At 71.3% G+C, this 14,014-nt stretch carries 10 protein-coding genes; 5 read left to right on the top strand and 5 right to left on the bottom strand.

Going from position 1 to position 14,014, the window contains the following annotated elements:
- Positions 1–296: 296 nt before the first annotated feature.
- A complete protein-coding gene (locus tag OHA21_RS47215; RefSeq protein ID WP_328466793.1) occupies positions 297–722 on the bottom strand; it encodes a DUF350 domain-containing protein in 426 nt (141 codons plus the stop codon).
- Positions 723–887: 165 nt separating this feature from the next.
- Here OHA21_RS47215 and OHA21_RS47210 point away from each other — a divergent pair, with 165 nt between their 5' ends.
- The gene (locus OHA21_RS47210) at positions 888–1,619 is read left to right on the top strand and encodes an RNA polymerase sigma factor (RefSeq protein ID WP_328466791.1); all 732 of its coding nucleotides are present in this window, start codon (positions 888–890) and stop codon (positions 1,617–1,619) included.
- The gene (locus OHA21_RS47205) at positions 1,616–2,425 is read left to right on the top strand and encodes a hypothetical protein (RefSeq protein WP_328466789.1); all 810 of its coding nucleotides are present in this window, start codon (positions 1,616–1,618) and stop codon (positions 2,423–2,425) included. The genes OHA21_RS47210 and OHA21_RS47205 overlap by 4 nt, the downstream gene beginning before the upstream one ends.
- Positions 2,426–2,517: 92 nt before the next feature.
- Here the strand turns inward: OHA21_RS47205 and OHA21_RS47200 are convergent, their stop codons facing one another.
- The gene (locus OHA21_RS47200; protein WP_328466787.1) at positions 2,518–3,870 is read right to left on the bottom strand and encodes a glutamine synthetase family protein; all 1,353 of its coding nucleotides are present in this window, start codon (positions 3,868–3,870) and stop codon (positions 2,518–2,520) included.
- A gap of 86 nt (positions 3,871–3,956) precedes the next feature.
- Between OHA21_RS47200 and OHA21_RS47195 the strand changes: the two genes are divergently transcribed.
- Positions 3,957–5,738: an NAD+ synthase gene (locus OHA21_RS47195; RefSeq protein ID WP_328466785.1), complete on the top strand. Its 1,782-nt coding sequence runs from the start codon at positions 3,957–3,959 to the stop codon at positions 5,736–5,738.
- A 194-nt stretch (positions 5,739–5,932) separates the two neighbouring features.
- On the top strand, positions 5,933–6,763 hold the full coding sequence (gene panB / locus OHA21_RS47190; protein WP_328466783.1) for a 3-methyl-2-oxobutanoate hydroxymethyltransferase: 831 nt from the start codon (positions 5,933–5,935) through the stop codon (positions 6,761–6,763).
- A 291-nt stretch (positions 6,764–7,054) separates the two neighbouring features.
- On the opposite strand, the gene OHA21_RS47185 is transcribed toward panB, so the two are convergent.
- A complete protein-coding gene (locus OHA21_RS47185; RefSeq protein WP_328466781.1) occupies positions 7,055–8,584 on the bottom strand; it encodes an RNB domain-containing ribonuclease in 1,530 nt (509 codons plus the stop codon).
- Between the two features lie 59 nt (positions 8,585–8,643).
- Positions 8,644–11,898 carry a hypothetical protein gene (locus tag OHA21_RS47180; RefSeq protein WP_328466779.1) on the bottom strand — a complete coding sequence of 1,085 codons (3,255 nt, stop codon included), beginning with the start codon at positions 11,896–11,898 and terminating at the stop codon, positions 8,644–8,646.
- Positions 11,899–12,370: 472 nt separating this feature from the next.
- Here OHA21_RS47180 and OHA21_RS47175 point away from each other — a divergent pair, with 472 nt between their 5' ends.
- Positions 12,371–13,801, top strand: coding sequence for a hypothetical protein (locus tag OHA21_RS47175; protein WP_328466777.1), 1,431 nt, complete (start codon positions 12,371–12,373; stop codon positions 13,799–13,801).
- On the opposite strand, the gene OHA21_RS47170 is transcribed toward OHA21_RS47175, so the two are convergent.
- On the bottom strand, positions 13,798–14,004 hold the full coding sequence (locus tag OHA21_RS47170) for a hypothetical protein (RefSeq protein WP_328466775.1): 207 nt from the start codon (positions 14,002–14,004) through the stop codon (positions 13,798–13,800). The genes OHA21_RS47175 and OHA21_RS47170 overlap by 4 nt on opposite strands.
- Between the last annotated feature and the right edge of the window lie 10 nt (positions 14,005–14,014).

Below are 14,014 nucleotides of genomic sequence, written 5' to 3'. Positions count from 1 at the left end.
CGAGCAGACCAGCTGACCGTCAGGGCTGCCTCCGGCCGCCCGAGACAGCACTCACCGTCAGCCGAGCAAACCAGCTGACCGTCAGGGCTGCCTCCGGCCGCCCGAGACAGCACTCAGCGCCAGCCGGGATGATCGGCTGGCGCTGAGGGTGGGCTGGCCGCGCGGCCACCTGGTGTTTCCCGGCGGCCGCGGTGGGGCCTTGAGCCGCAGGTGGCCGCGGGTTGCGTGGAGCGGGGGCGCGTCGGGCGTACGTCAAGAAAAACGTGCCTGCGGGACGCGCGCTGCAGAGCTTGCGGTCAGGAGATGCAGGCGCAGACGATCAAGGCCGCGCCGAAGTGCGAGGCTGCGCTGACCATCGCGCCGCCGTGGCGGTCGGGGGTGCAGATGACCTCGCCGAGCTTGCCGGGGGTCATCCAGTCCAGGACCAGGAAGGCCAGGCCCATGATGCCGATGCCGACCAGGCCGAAGAGCACCGTGGAGGCGACGCCCTGCCCGAACGAGTCGTAGCTCGTGAAGATCGCGGTGAAGACGATCGCGGCGATGCCGAGCTGGTTGGCGGCGAGGAGCAGAGACGCGTTCGGGTTACGCTCCGTCCAGATCAGGTCCCGCAGCTTGCCCGGGGTGAGCAGATCGATCAGCACGTAACCAACGGCCATCAGACCGATTCCGATCAGCCCGAACACGATGCTTCGCCCGGCGCCCTCCAGCAGATCTTGCAGCACGATCTCTCCCTTGTCGCGTGATGTCAGGTCCAGACCGTATCGGAGACGATCTACCGCGTCGATCGGACTCGGGAAGTGCGGTGACACTTTTCCACCGATCGACGCTGAAAGCAGTGGAGCCCGGTCCGCCCGCGGGCCCGGCGGCGAGACGCGCGGAGGTCGTGGATGGTGGCACCGGAGGACGCCGACGCGGTGGTGCGCGCCGCGCAGTCCGGTGACGAGGACGCGTTCCGGCAGCTCTACCGGCGGCAGCAACCGGCGCTGCTGCGCTATCTGCGGGTGCTGGTCGGCGACGACGCCGAGGACGTCGCCTCCGAGGCCTGGTTCCAGATCGCCCGGGATCTGCGCTCGTTCAGCGGGGACTGGGACGGCTTCCGCGGCTGGACCGTGACGATCGCCCGGCACCGGGCCATGGACCTGCTGCGTGCCCAGCGGCGGCGTCCGCAGACGAGCGCGCCGGTCGAGCAGCTCGCCGAGGTACGCGCCGACGACGACACCGCGGACCGGGCTCTGGAGCTGGTCACCACGGATGCGGCGGTCGCGCTGATCGCGTCGCTGCCGCCGGAGATGGCCGAGGCCGTGATGCTGCGCGTGGTGGTCGGGCTGGACGCCCGGACCACCGGCGAGATCCTTGGGCGGCGGGCCGGAGCGGTGCGCACCGCGGCCTACCGAGGATTGCGGCAGCTGGCCCAGCGCCTGGCCCAGCGCGATCCACGCCCGGGCCCTCGCGCGGCTGAAGCTGTTCCAAGCTCAGGCCCTCGCTCGGCTGAGCGTGACCCAGGCTCGGATGTTCGGGAATCTCGCCATCTGCGCGTGGCTCAGTCGGCGGCCCGGGATCTGCGGCCGGCGGAGCCGGTGACATCTTCGCCCGCTCCGGCGCTGAAGGAGTGGAGATGAGCAGCCCGGAGGGAGGCCCGATGGACCGGAACAGCAGGGAACCGATGCCGATCGTCCTGCCACCCGGGCATCCGCTGGGCGAGCTGCTGGCGGCGGCGACCGCTCCCGGCACCGCGCGCGAGCTGGCCGGTGAGGAGGCGGCGGCGGCTGCGTTCCGGGCGGGCGGGTCGCCCTCGTCGCCCAACCCGGACAGCGTCTTCAACCTGCCGGAGTCGCCGGGCCGCAGCCGTGGCGGGCCGCGGGTCACCCGGTTGCTCAATCTCAAGCTGACGGCGGCCGCGCTCGCCGTGACGGCCACGGTCGGCGGGGTGGCGCTGCTGGCGAACGCCGGCATTCGGTCCGATCAGGCCGGCCCGGGAGTGCCCGGGACGCCGGTCGCGGTGGCCTCGTCGCCACGGCCTGAGCCGCAGATCACCCCGACGCCGACCCCGGCCACCGCGTCATCGGGGCCCGCGCCGTCGCGGGCCGCGCAGGAAGAGGGCGCGCAGGAAGAGGGCGCGCAGGAAGGGAGCGCGCAGGAAGGAAGCGGGCGGGAGGGCGGCGCGCGAGAAACGGCCGCTCCGTCCCGATCGGCGGCTTCCGCCCGGCCGTCGGCCTGCCCCTCCGCCACCGCGCGCGACGACCGGCGCGGCGATCGGGACCGGGACCGGGACCGGCGCGACCGGTGGTGCCGGGAGCGGCCCGAGCGTGACACGAAGCGGTCCTGGCGGCGGGACAGCAGGCCGCAGAACTTCACCGAGCCGGCATCCGGTGGACTGGATCTTGGGGAACGGGCAGTTCACCGGATGCCTTCGAAGTTCGGCTGACAACGGGGTCGCCCCCACCCCAGCGCAGGCAGCCGAACGAGTCAGGCGGCGGCGGTCCGCAGACCGTCGCCGCCTGGCGTCTCAGGACGATGTCAGAGCGCGCCTAGGTAGCGCTGACGCTCGTACGGCGTGACCTCGCGGCGGAACTGCTCCCACTCGGCCCGCTTGTTCCGGAGGAAGAAGTCGAAGACGTGCTCGCCGAGCACCTCGGCGACCAGCTCAGAGCCGGACATCACGTCGATCGCCTCGGACAGGTTCTCCGGCAGCGCTTCGTACCCCGCGGCCTTGCGCTCGGCCGGCGACAGCGACCACACGTCGTCCTCGGCGCCCGGGGGCAGCTCGTAGCCCTCCTCGATGCCCTTGAGGCCGGCGCCGAGCATCACGGCAAAAGCCAGGTACGGGTTCGCGGCCGAGTCGATCGACCGGACCTCCACCCGCGCCGAGCTCGGCTTGCCGAACGCCGGCACCCGGACCAGCGCGGACCGGTTGAGGTGCCCCCAGCTCACGAACGCCGGGGACTCGGTGATCCGGTCCGGCAGCTGCAGCGGGAAGAGCCGCTTGTACGAGTTCACCCACTGGTTGGTGATCGCCGTGTACTCCCGGGCGTGCACCAGCAGACCGGCGATGAACGCCCGCGCCGTCTTGGACAGCCGCTGCGGGTCCTCGCTGTCGAAGAACGCGTTGCGCTCGCCCTCCATCAGCGACAGGTGGGTGTGCATGCCGGAGCCGGGCTGATCGGTGTACGGCTTCGGCATGAAGGTGGCCTTCACCCCCTGGGAGAGCGCCACCTCCTTCACCACGTGCCGGAACGTCATGATGTTGTCGGCGGTGGTCAGCGCGTCCGCGTACCGCAGGTCGATCTCCTGCTGGCCGGGCGCGACCTCGTGGTGGCTGAACTCCACCGAGATGCCGATCCGCTCCAGGGCGAGCACGGCCTGGCGGCGGAAGTCGCGGGCCACCGCGTGGGTGGTGTGGTCGAAGTAGCCGCCGCTGTCCACCGGGATCGGCACCGAACCGTCGTTCGGCCCGTCCTGAACCAGGAAGAACTCGACCTCGGGGTGGGTGTAGAAGGTGAAGCCCTTCTCGGCGGCCTTGGCCAGCGAGCGGCGCAGCACGTGGCGCGGGTCGGCCCAGGCCGGGCTGCCGTCGGGCAGCAGGATGTCGCAGAACATCCGGGCGCTCTCGCCGCTCTGCCCACCCTCGAACGGGAAGACCTGGAACGTCGTCGGATCCGGCATGGCGATCATGTCGGACTCGTAGACCCGGGCGAAGCCCTCGATCGCCGAGCCGTCGATCCCGATGCCCTCCTCGAACGCGGACTCCAGCTCCGCGGGCGCGACCGAGACGCTCTTGAGGGTGCCCAGCACGTCGGTGAACCAGAGCCGGACAAAACGGATGTCGCGCTCCTCGAGCGTACGAAGCACGAACTCCTGCTGTCGGTCCACTTCCACCCCTCGCGCCGTGTCGATCCTTTCCGCCGAGACTACGCTGACCGCGCCCTGCGCCGATGGCCCGGGTAAGAATGTTGAGCATGCCAACGCTGCGCATCGCTCTCGCTCAAGTGAACTCGACCGTCGGTGACATTTCCGGTAACGCGGCGGCGATCCGCCGCTGGTCCCGGCAGGCCGCGGAGGCCGGAGCGCACCTGGTCGCCTTCCCCGAGATGATGCTGACCGGCTACCCCATCGAGGACCTGGTCTTCCGCAACTCGTTCGTCGACGCGTCGAAGCAGGCGCTGCGTACGCTCGCCGCCGACCTCGCCGCGGACGGGCTCGGCGACGTGGCCGTCGTGGTGGGGTACGTGGACGCCGACGGACCCGCGCCCACCAGCTCCGACGCGGTCGCGGGCAGCGGCCGGCGGGACGCGTCGGCGCTGCTGCACGGCGGTCAGGTGGTCGCCACCTACTTCAAGCACCACCTGCCCAACTACGGCGTCTTCGACGAGGACCGCTACTTCGAACCGGGTTCGTCGCTGACGGTGGTCCGGCTCGGCGGGATCGACGTGGCATTGACCGTCTGCGAGGACATCTGGCAGGCCGGCGGCCCGTTCACCGCCGCCCGCCGCGCCGGGGCCGGCCTGGTCGTCAACATCAACGCGTCGCCGTACGAGTTGAACAAGGACGACATCCGTCTCCCGCTGGTGCAGCGGCGGGCTGCCGAGGCCGGGGCGACGGTGGCGTACGTGAACGCCGTCGGCGGGCAGGACGAGCTGGTCTTCGACGGCGACTCGATGATCGTCTCGCCGGACGGGGAACTGCTCACCCGGGCCGGTCAGTTCAGCGAGGAGCTGCTCGTACACGATCTGGATCTGCCGGCCGCCGACGCCGCGCCCAACGCCGAAGGCTCGACCGACGCGGCGAAGCCGCAGGTCGAGGAGGAGATCCAGGACGACATGGAGATCGTCCGCGTCGCCGCGCCGGCCACGCTGATCGCCCGCGCCGACCGGCGGAACGGGGGGATCGCCGAGCGGGTCGCCGACGAGGCCGAGGTCTGGTCCGCGCTGGTGCTCGGCCTGCGCGACTACGTGAACAAGAACCGGTTCCCGTCGGTGGTGTTCGGCCTCTCCGGCGGCATCGACTCGGCGGTGGTCGCGGCGATCGCGGTGGACGCGCTCGGCCCGCAGCGGGTGGTCGGCGTCTCCCTGCCCAGCGGCTACTCCTCGGAGCACTCCAAGGACGACGCGGCCGACCTGGCCAAGCGCACCGGCCTGGACTACCGGGTGCAGCCGATCCAGCCGATGGTCGACACCTTCCTGGCGAACATGTCGCTCTCCGGCCTCGCGGTGGAGAACCTGCAGGCCCGGGTCCGCGGCGTGATCCTCATGGCGCTCTCCAACCAGGAGGGCCACCTGGTGCTGACCACCGGCAACAAGAGTGAGCTGGCGGTCGGCTACTCCACGCTCTACGGCGATTCGGTGGGCGGCTTCAATCCGCTCAAGGACGTGCCGAAGAGCATGGTGTGGCAGCTGGCCCGCTGGCGGAACACCCAGGGCGACCCGCCGATCCCGGAGAACTCGATCACCAAGGCGCCCAGCGCCGAGCTGCGTCCCGATCAGAAGGATTCGGACTCGCTGCCGGACTACTCGGTGCTCGACCCGATCATCAAGGGCTACGTGGACCACGACCTGGGCCGCGCCGAGCTGATCGCGGCCGGCAACGACCCGGCGCTGGTGGACCGGGTGCTGCGCATGATCGACATCGCGGAGTACAAGCGGCGCCAGGCGGCGCCCGGCACCAAGATCTCCGGCAAGGCGTTCGGCCGGGATCGCCGGCTGCCCATCACCAACGCTTTCCGGGAGGGCCAGCCTTCCTGATCCCGCTCCGGCAGGATCGGCCTCCCTGATCGCGTTCCGGGAGGATCGGCCTCCCCGATCGCGTTCCGGGAGGGACTGCCTCAAGGCGTTGTGAAAACCTCCACTGACCCCTGACCGAGGCCGTGCCGACGGTGCGACGATGGGCGCACCCGGGGACCGCACTAACGCGGCCACGAGGGAAGGAGATTTACGAAATGTCGGAAATTCCCACGTTGTACGGCGGCCCGCCGACCCGTCGCGTCCGCACCCGCGACCTGCTCAACGCCAAGGTCCGCGGCGACCGCTGGCCCATGCTGACCTCCTACGACATGTACACGGCGTCGATCTTCGACCAGTCCGGCGTACCCGTCCTTCTCGTCGGCGACTCCGCCGCCAACAACGTCTACGGCTACGAGACCACCGTCCCGGTCACCGTCGACGAGCTGTTGCCGCTGGTCAAGGCGGTGGTGCGGGCCACCAGGACCGCGCTGATCGTCGGCGACCTGCCGTTCGGCTCCTACGAAGAGGGGCCGACGCAGGCCTTGCGGACCGCCGTCCGATTCATGAAGGAAGGCGGCTGCCACGCGGTGAAACTCGAGGGCGGCCGCCGCATGGCCCCGCAGATCGAGGCGATCACCGGCGCCGGCATCCCGGTGATGGCCCACATCGGCTTCACCCCGCAGCGCGAACACGCCATCGGCGGCTACCGCGTTCAGGGCCGCGAGAACGAGGGCGCCGAGGTCATCTCCGACGCCCGCGCGGTCGCCGACGCCGGCGCCTTCGCCGTGGTCCTCGAGATGGTCCCCGGCGAGGTCTCCAAGCAGATCACCAAGGAGCTGCCGATCCCCACCGTCGGCATCGGCGCCGGCCCCGACACCGACGCCCAGGTACTGGTCTGGCAGGACATGGCCGGCCTGCGCACCGGCAAGGCTCCCCGCTTCGTGAAACGCTACGCCGACCTGGCCGGCACGCTGACCGAAGCCACGCGGCAATTCGCAGCCGAGGTCCGCAGCGGCGAGTTCCCCGCCGCAGAGCACACTTTCTAAAACCATTTCCGGTACGGGGATCGACCGCACCACCGAATCGATCCCCGTCCCCGCTCTACCACGCGGCCACCAGCCCACTCCAGGCCTCAGCGCGTCCGCCGGGCTTAAGCAGGTGGTCGCGCTGCCAGCCCACCCTGTGCCTGTGACCGCCCTGCCTTTCTGCCCCGAGCAGGTGGCCGCACTCCCGCGCGGCCCGAACTGGTAGCCACACTTCCTGCCCAGCCCGAGCAGGTGACCCGCCTGACCACCCCACCCATGCCACTTCGAGCCCGCGGGGCTCGGGCGGGCTGGTCAGGCGCGTTCGAAGCGGACCGTGTGAGTGGCGGGGTCGGCAGCAGTGAGGCGCACCTGGATCCGTTGACCCAGTGGCAGGTCGCCGAGGCATTTGGCCCGAACCGCCGGATCGTCGATGGCGATCGTGCCGCCGGCCGGACGCTTCGCGGACGGCTCGTCACTATCCAGCACAGCCGCCTCGAAGACCTCGCCGACTCGGTCCCGCAACAGCACTGCCTCGGCCAGGTCGATCGCACCCCGGTTCGCCGCCGAAGCCACCCGGTCAGTGCTGGACATCGTCTTCGGCAGGCGCGGCAGCGCCTCGATCACCCACTCCGGCACGGGCCGCCCCTCGTACAAGGCCAGGCAGACCTCCGTCGCGTACCGGTCCGCCAGCCGCCGCAGCGGTGCCGTGACGTGCGCATACGGCGCGCCCACCCCACCATGCCCAGCCTCGGCCGGCGCCAGCTCACCAGGCAGAGACGCCGGCCGACCGTTGCCACCAGGCACAGAGGCCGCCCCACCGCTGCCGCCAGGCACAGACGCCGACCCGCCATTGCCGCCCGGCAGCGTCCCCGCCGGCACGCCGAACGCCGTGTACGCGGCCCCGCGCAGCAGGTCAGCAGCCTGATCCAGGAAGGCCGCACCGCGCGGTTCCGCCGGGTTCACCCCGGCCACCACCTCGGAGACCGGCGCCTCGGCCGGCCACGGCACGCCGAGCGCTTCTGCCGCGACCCGCAGTTTCGCCACCGCCTCCGGTTTCGGCGACGGCATGGTCCGCAGCAGGCCGATCCCACCGTCCAGCATGATTCGAGCAGCCGCCATCCCGGTGAGCAGGGAGATCTGCGCGTTGTGCTCCTCGATCGGCAGCGGCGCCTCCAGCACGAGCCGCCAGCCGTCGCCGTCCCGCTCGACCTCCTGGGCCGGCAGCGGAAGGTTGACCGCACCCCGCTCGGCCGCCCGGCGCGCCAGCAGCGTACCGATCTCGATCAGCAGAAGCACCGCCTCCGGCGCGGCGCCCGCATCGATCTCCCGCTGCACCCCGGCGTAGTCCAGCTTGGCCCGGCTGCGAACCCGAGCCCGTTCCAGGTGCACCCCGACCGTCTCACCGTCAGCATCCAGGTCGATCGTCCAGACCACGGCCGCACGATCCACATCCGGAAGCAGGCTGACCGCGCCCTCACTGAGCACCGGCGGATGCAGCGGAATCCGCCCGTCCGGCAGGTAGATCGTCTGCCCCCGAGCCCAACTCTCCGCCTCCAGCGGCCCACCCGGGCGCACAAACGTGGCAACGTCGGCAATCGCGTACCGAATCCGGTAACCACCGTCCCGCCGACTCAGATGCATCGCCTGGTCAAGGTCCTGTGACGACGCCGGATCCAAGGTCAGAAACGGAACATCAGTACGGTCCGTGACCGGCAGCGGCGTCGCCCGCGCCACTTCCTCAGCCTCGGCGAGCACAGCCTCCGGGAACTCGCCCGGCAACCCCAGTTCCCGCCGCAGCACCGAGAAGTCGATCTGCGGCGCCACCACCCGTTTGATCGGCACGGATCATTCCTACCAGGCCAAGGCGCGGGCCACGCCATCCGGCGCGGCCCGCCCTCCCACTATCGGTTACGGCCCGCAGCCCGCGAGGCCTTCACCGGGGCACTCTTGGCAGTATTCCGAGCGCTGCGAGCACCAGCCGGGGTACGCACAGCATTGCCCCCCGAGGTACGAGAAGCCCGCGTCGCCTTCGCCACGTTCCCCCCGGCCCGCTCCGCCTTACTCCCAGTCACCTTCCCACCAGCGTTCCCCGCAGCCTTACCCCCAGCGGCTTTACTCCCGGCAGCCTTGTTCCCAGCCTTACTCCCAGCCACCGTGCTCCCAGCCGCCTTGCTGCCGGCCCCCGCGTTCCTCGCCGACCCGGCCTTCCCAGCTCCCGACTTGCCAGGCGCAGCCGAGGCCTTGGGAGCCGTAACCTTGGCCGCCACCGATTTGCTCGCCGTGGTCTTGGCCGCAGTCGACTTGCTCGCCGTGGTCTTGGCCGCAGCCGACTTACTCGCGGCGGACTTGGTCGCCGTCGCCTTGGCTGCGGTGGACTTCGCAGCAGTTCCCCTGCTACCCGCCGCCTTCACCGCGGTCGCCTTGGTCCCCGCAGCCTTAGCCGCTGTCGCCTTGGTCCCAGCTGCCTTGGTCCCGGCCGCCTTGGTCCCGGCTGCCTTGGTCGCGGTCGGCCTGGTGCCGGCAGCTTTAGCCGCCGCCGACCTGCTTCCAGCCGTCTTGGTCGCCGTCGGCCTGGTGCCCGCCGCCTTAGCCGCCGTCGCCCTGGTCCCCGCCGCCTTAGCCGTGGTCGGCCTAGTGCCAGCCGCCGTAGCCCTGGTCCCCCCAGCCTTGGCCGTCGCCCTGGCCCCTGTCGCCTTGGTCGCAGCTGACCTGGTCGCCGTCGCCTTGGCCGCAGTGGGCCTGGTCGCCGTCGCCTTGGTCGCAGCCGACCTGGGCGCCGTCGCCTTGGCCGCAGTGGGCCGGGCCGCAGCCTTGGCCCCAGCCTTGGTCCCGGTGACCTTGGACGCGGCAGACTTGGCGCCCGCGGACTTGGCCGCGGACCTGGCCCCTACCCGCCGCGTCCCGGTCTGCTCGGCCGCAACCTCCGCCGTAGCTTTCACGACCCGCCTGGCAGTGACCGAAACCGTGCCGACCTCAGCCTCCATTTCGGCAACCGCCGCCTCAGCAGCCCGGGCCGCCCGGGAAACCGCAGTCTTCGCCGCCTTGACCGCCGACTCAACCGCAGCCGCCTTGGCCGCCGTAGCCTTCGCCCGCGCCACCGTAGTCTTAGCCGGCGCCGCCTTGGCGATCTTGGCCGCAGCCGCCCGGGTCCCAGTCACCTTCGCCCCGGTGGCCTTGCCCGCAGTCGCCCGGCTCCCCGCAGTCTTGTTCGCCGCGGACCTCGACCCCGCCGCATTAGCCGCATTCGTCCCGGTTCCCACGGCCTTGTTCGCCGCAGACCTGGACCCAGCCGCCTTAGCCGCAGTCGCCTTGATCCCGCCTGCCTTAGCCGCAGTCGCCCTCGTTCCGGCTGCCTTGGCGGCGGTCGCCTTGGTTCCGGTGGCCTTGGCGGCGGTCGCCTTGATCCCGGTGGCTTTGGCTGCAGTCGCCTTGGTCGCGGTGGCCTTGGCCGCAGTCGCCCTGGTACCGGCTCCCTTGGTCGCGGCGGTCGTCTTGGTCCCCGTTGCCTTCGTTGCCCTGGCACCGGTCGCCTTGGTCCCACCAGCCTTGGCTGCCGCCGCCTTGGTCCCAGCCGTCCTGCTTCCAGCGGCCGTCGCCGCGGTCGCCTTTCCTGCAGCTACCTTCGTCCCGGCCACCTTCGTCGCCGCAGCCTTCGCCGTGCCGGCCTTGGTTCCGGCACCCTTCGCCGCTGCCGCCCTGGCCCCGCTGTTTCCCGTGCCGGCCGCCGTAGCCGCAGTTCCTCGCGCCCCAACCTTCGCCGCCGCAGCCTTAGCCCCGGTCGTCTTCGCCGGCGCACCCTTGGCCGCGGTGGCCTTCACTCCAGCGCTCTTTGCAGCTGCCGACTTCGTAGCCGTGGCCTTAGGTGCCGTGACCTTCGACCCTGCGACCTTCGTCCCAGCTGCCTTGGCGGCCGTCGCCTTCGTGCCTACGGCCTTTGCGACCGTCGCCTTCGTGCCTACGGCCTTTGCAGCCGTCCCCTTCGTGCCAGCAGTCTTCGCAGCCGTCGCCTTCGTGCCAGCGGTCTTCGCGGCCGCCGCCTTCGTACCCGCCGCCTTGGCCGCCGTCGCCTTCGTGCCCGTGGCCGCCGACTTCGCGGTGGACCGCCCGGCGGTACCGGTGGACTTGGCTGGAGCAGCCTTCTGAGCCGCGCCCGCAGCCGCCGCCTTCGTTCCGGCCTTGGCGGCTGGGGGCCGGGTTGCGGTGGCCTTCGACGCCGGGCCGGTCTTGGCGGGAGTCGTTCGGCTTCCAGCTGTCGGCATTGCCGTCTTGCGCGCCGACGAACCCTTCACCCCGCCCGGCTTTGCGGCGGCGGCTGACGCCTTCGCCCCGACTGCCTTGGTCGTGGTTGCCCTGGTGCTGCTGCGTTTGGCAACGGATCCACGGCTCGGCGCTTCGGCCTCAGCGTCGGCGTCGATCGGGTCGGGCGATGCCGTGATGGCTTCGACTTCGGCTTCCACTTCGGCGCCGGCTTCGGCTGCGTTCTCGGCTGCTTCCGCGGCGTCCTCTGCGGCTTCGGCTGCGTTCTCGGCTGCCTCGGCTGCTGTCTCGGCCGCACTGGCTGCTGCTCCGGCTGCCTTCGCGGCGGCGCTGGCGGCCTTGGCCACGGTTACGCCTGCTTGGGCTCCGGCGGCTCGGCCTGCTTTCGCCGGGCTGACCGGTGCCTCGGCCATCGGCTCAGGTGCCGAGTCCTCTGCCGCGGCGCTGGTCTCCGCCGTGGTGGAGGCGGCGTCCCGGCTCACCGGCATGGTGTCCGGCTCGGTGAGGTTCGCCGTTCCCGGGACGCGGGCTACGCCCACGGCGACCGTGGCGGGCTCGTCCTCGGCGAAGTCCGGGCCGTCCTGGAACGACGGTGTCAGCTCGGCCGAACGGTCCCGGAGACCCTTCTGCGGCTTGAAGGCGGGCGCTGCGGTTGCGGCTGCGGCTCCACGCAGGGGTACGGCGACCTTCGGTTTGTCGTCCTCGTCGGCCTCGAGCGCTTCCAGGTCGGGGCGGTCCGATCCCCACTGGTCGGATTCGCGGTCGGGACGTGCCGGGCCGCTGTCCGGCGGGAACCAGCCGCCCACGAACGGCACGTCACGCACGCTGCTCGCGTCGACCGTTCCATCTTCGATGTCGTCAGTGGAGACGGTGATCTGCGACTTCGGAAGGTTGCTCATGGCAGCTGCGACCCGGCGGCCGCCCTTGCTTCCCGCTGTGGTCCGCTTCCCGCGACCCGCAGCCTGCACAACGGCTTCGCCGCGCGCGCCTGACCTCGGTGCCGGAGCCGCCTTGGCCGAACCGGCCACAACGCGCGCCTTCGCCCCGTCGACCACCGCCCGCCCGGAAGCACCCGCAGACCGGGCCTTCGGAGCGCCAGCTGCCGCGGACCGGGTCTTCGGCGTGCTAGCCGCTGCGGACCGGGCCTTCGGCGTGCTCGCCGCAGCGGACCGAGCCTTCGGCGTGCTCACCGCAGCGGCACGCGCACCGGCTTTCCCACCGGCACCGCGGACCGGACTCACCCGCGCGGACACTGCGGCCGTGCGGGATCCCGCCCCGGCTTTCCCGGCAGCCCGGCTCGCCTGAACCGGTGCCGCAGCCTTCTTCGCGGTAGGCGCGGCCTTCTTCGCCGTAGGCACAGCCTTGGCAGCCGTGTGCTTCACCGTGGCCGGCTTACCCGCCGCCTTCTTGGTTGCCGATGCGGCACCCTTGGCGGCCGGGGAGGCCGTCTTGCTCACGGCCCGCTTCGCCGAAACAGCCACGGTCGCCGACTTCCTTGCGGCAACAGCCGCGGTCGCCGACTTCTTCGCTGCAACAGCCGCGGTCGCCGACTTCCTTGCGGCAACAACCGCAGTCGCCGGCTTCTTGGCGGCAGCACTCACGGCCGACTTGCTCACCGGCTTCTTCGCGGCAGCACTCACGGTCGCCGACTTGCTCGCCGGCTTCCTCTGGGCGACGGTCGTGGTCGCTGACTTCCCAGCAGTCTTCGTCGAGGCCGACGCCTTGGCCGCCGGCTTCGGAATCACCGCCTTGCCGGAAGCCGCCTTCGCAGCGACCGTCTTCCCGGCCGCTGCCCGACCGGCCACAGCCCGACCGGCCGCAGCCCGACCGGTCGCAGCCGCACCGGCCGCAGCCCCACCGGCGGCCACGGGCTTACCGGTAGCAGCTTTCGTGGCCACAGACTTCGCGGCGCGGCTGGTAGTGGCCGCTGCCGATTTCGCAACAGCCCGGCCGGTCGCGGCTTTCGCCGGAACCTGCTTCTTCCCGGCGCCCTTAGCGGTAGCGGACGACGACGCAGTCCGCGCAATCGGCGCCTTGACAGTCACCGAGGTCGAGCCGGTCCGGGCCGCCGCGACTCGCTTGGCCGCTTTACCGCCAGCGACCGCCGCTTTCGCAGAGCCGGCAGACTTCGCAGCCCCCGAGGTGGCCGGCACCCGAGGCTTGACCACAGCGGACCGCTTGCCAGATGCCGCGGTCAACGCTTGCTTCCCACCGGATGCCCGGACAGCAGCGGTCTTGGGAGACTTCGGAGCCGCCTTGCCAGACCGGGCCTCCGGAACCGCCCGAGCAGCCCCGGCCGACCGAGCCGCCGGCGCAGTCCGAGCGGAAGCCTTAGCAGCGGCCTTGGCAACGGGCGCAGCTTTGGCGGACCGGGCAACCTTCGAAGGAACGGCCGTCGCCTTAGCAGCCTTCGAAGCCGCAGGTGCCGCCTTAGCAGCCTTCGAAGAAACAGCCGCAGCCTTCGACGAAGCAGCCGCAGCCTTCGAAGCCGCAGGCGCGGCCTTACCAGCGCCCCGCCCAGCTGCCGTGGCGGCAACACGGGACCGCCCCGCAGCAGGGGCGGTGCGGGACGGCGTACCCGGGGAGGTTTTGGAACCGGCGGCCGGTGTGCGCGCTCGCGTACCGGAAGGTGTTGCCTTGGATTTTGAAGCCGCGCCGGCGGCAGCGGGTCTGGTCGAAGCCTTTTTTGCAGCGGGCATCGAGGCAGCGGGCATCGAGGTGTTCCTCCTTGCGAATGACTGCGGGCACGTCCGCGCCTGGAGATGCGCGGTTCCGGCTGGAATCCCGGCACCGGGCGTTTAGCTGGCCTCCCCTGTCCAGCGGGCGTCCTCGGCATCCCACTCGGCATTGCGCTTCTCGACCGTGTCGAGTGCCCGCGTCGCTTCGTCCGCCGTGGCGTAGGGACCGAGCCGGTACTGGGCGGGGCACACGTCGTCCCCGCTTTCCACCCGGTGGTCGCGGAGGCACCAGAAGTACCCTGCTCCGCCGAGCCCACTGTCGTTCATTCCATCACTG

This window comes from Actinoplanes sp. NBC_00393 (assembly GCF_036053395.1).
In the GTDB taxonomy this organism is placed as follows: Bacteria; Actinomycetota; Actinomycetes; order Mycobacteriales; family Micromonosporaceae; genus Actinoplanes.
The sequence above is the reverse complement of the archived record's forward strand: the minus strand, read 5'-3'. Positions and strand labels throughout refer to the sequence as shown.

Coding starts and splice junctions, on each gene's coding strand:
- OHA21_RS47195 (WP_328466785.1), top strand. CDS start 3,957: ATGCCAACGCTGCGCATCGCTCTCGCTCAAGTGAACTCGACCGTCGGT.
- OHA21_RS47210 (WP_328466791.1), top strand. CDS start 888: ATGGTGGCACCGGAGGACGCCGACGCGGTGGTGCGCGCCGCGCAGTCC.
- OHA21_RS47170 (WP_328466775.1), bottom strand. CDS start 14,004: ATGAACGACAGTGGGCTCGGCGGAGCAGGGTACTTCTGGTGCCTCCGC.
- OHA21_RS47180 (WP_328466779.1), bottom strand. CDS start 11,898: ATGAGCAACCTTCCGAAGTCGCAGATCACCGTCTCCACTGACGACATC.
- OHA21_RS47205 (WP_328466789.1), top strand. CDS start 1,616: ATGAGCAGCCCGGAGGGAGGCCCGATGGACCGGAACAGCAGGGAACCG.
- panB (WP_328466783.1), top strand. CDS start 5,933: ATGTCGGAAATTCCCACGTTGTACGGCGGCCCGCCGACCCGTCGCGTC.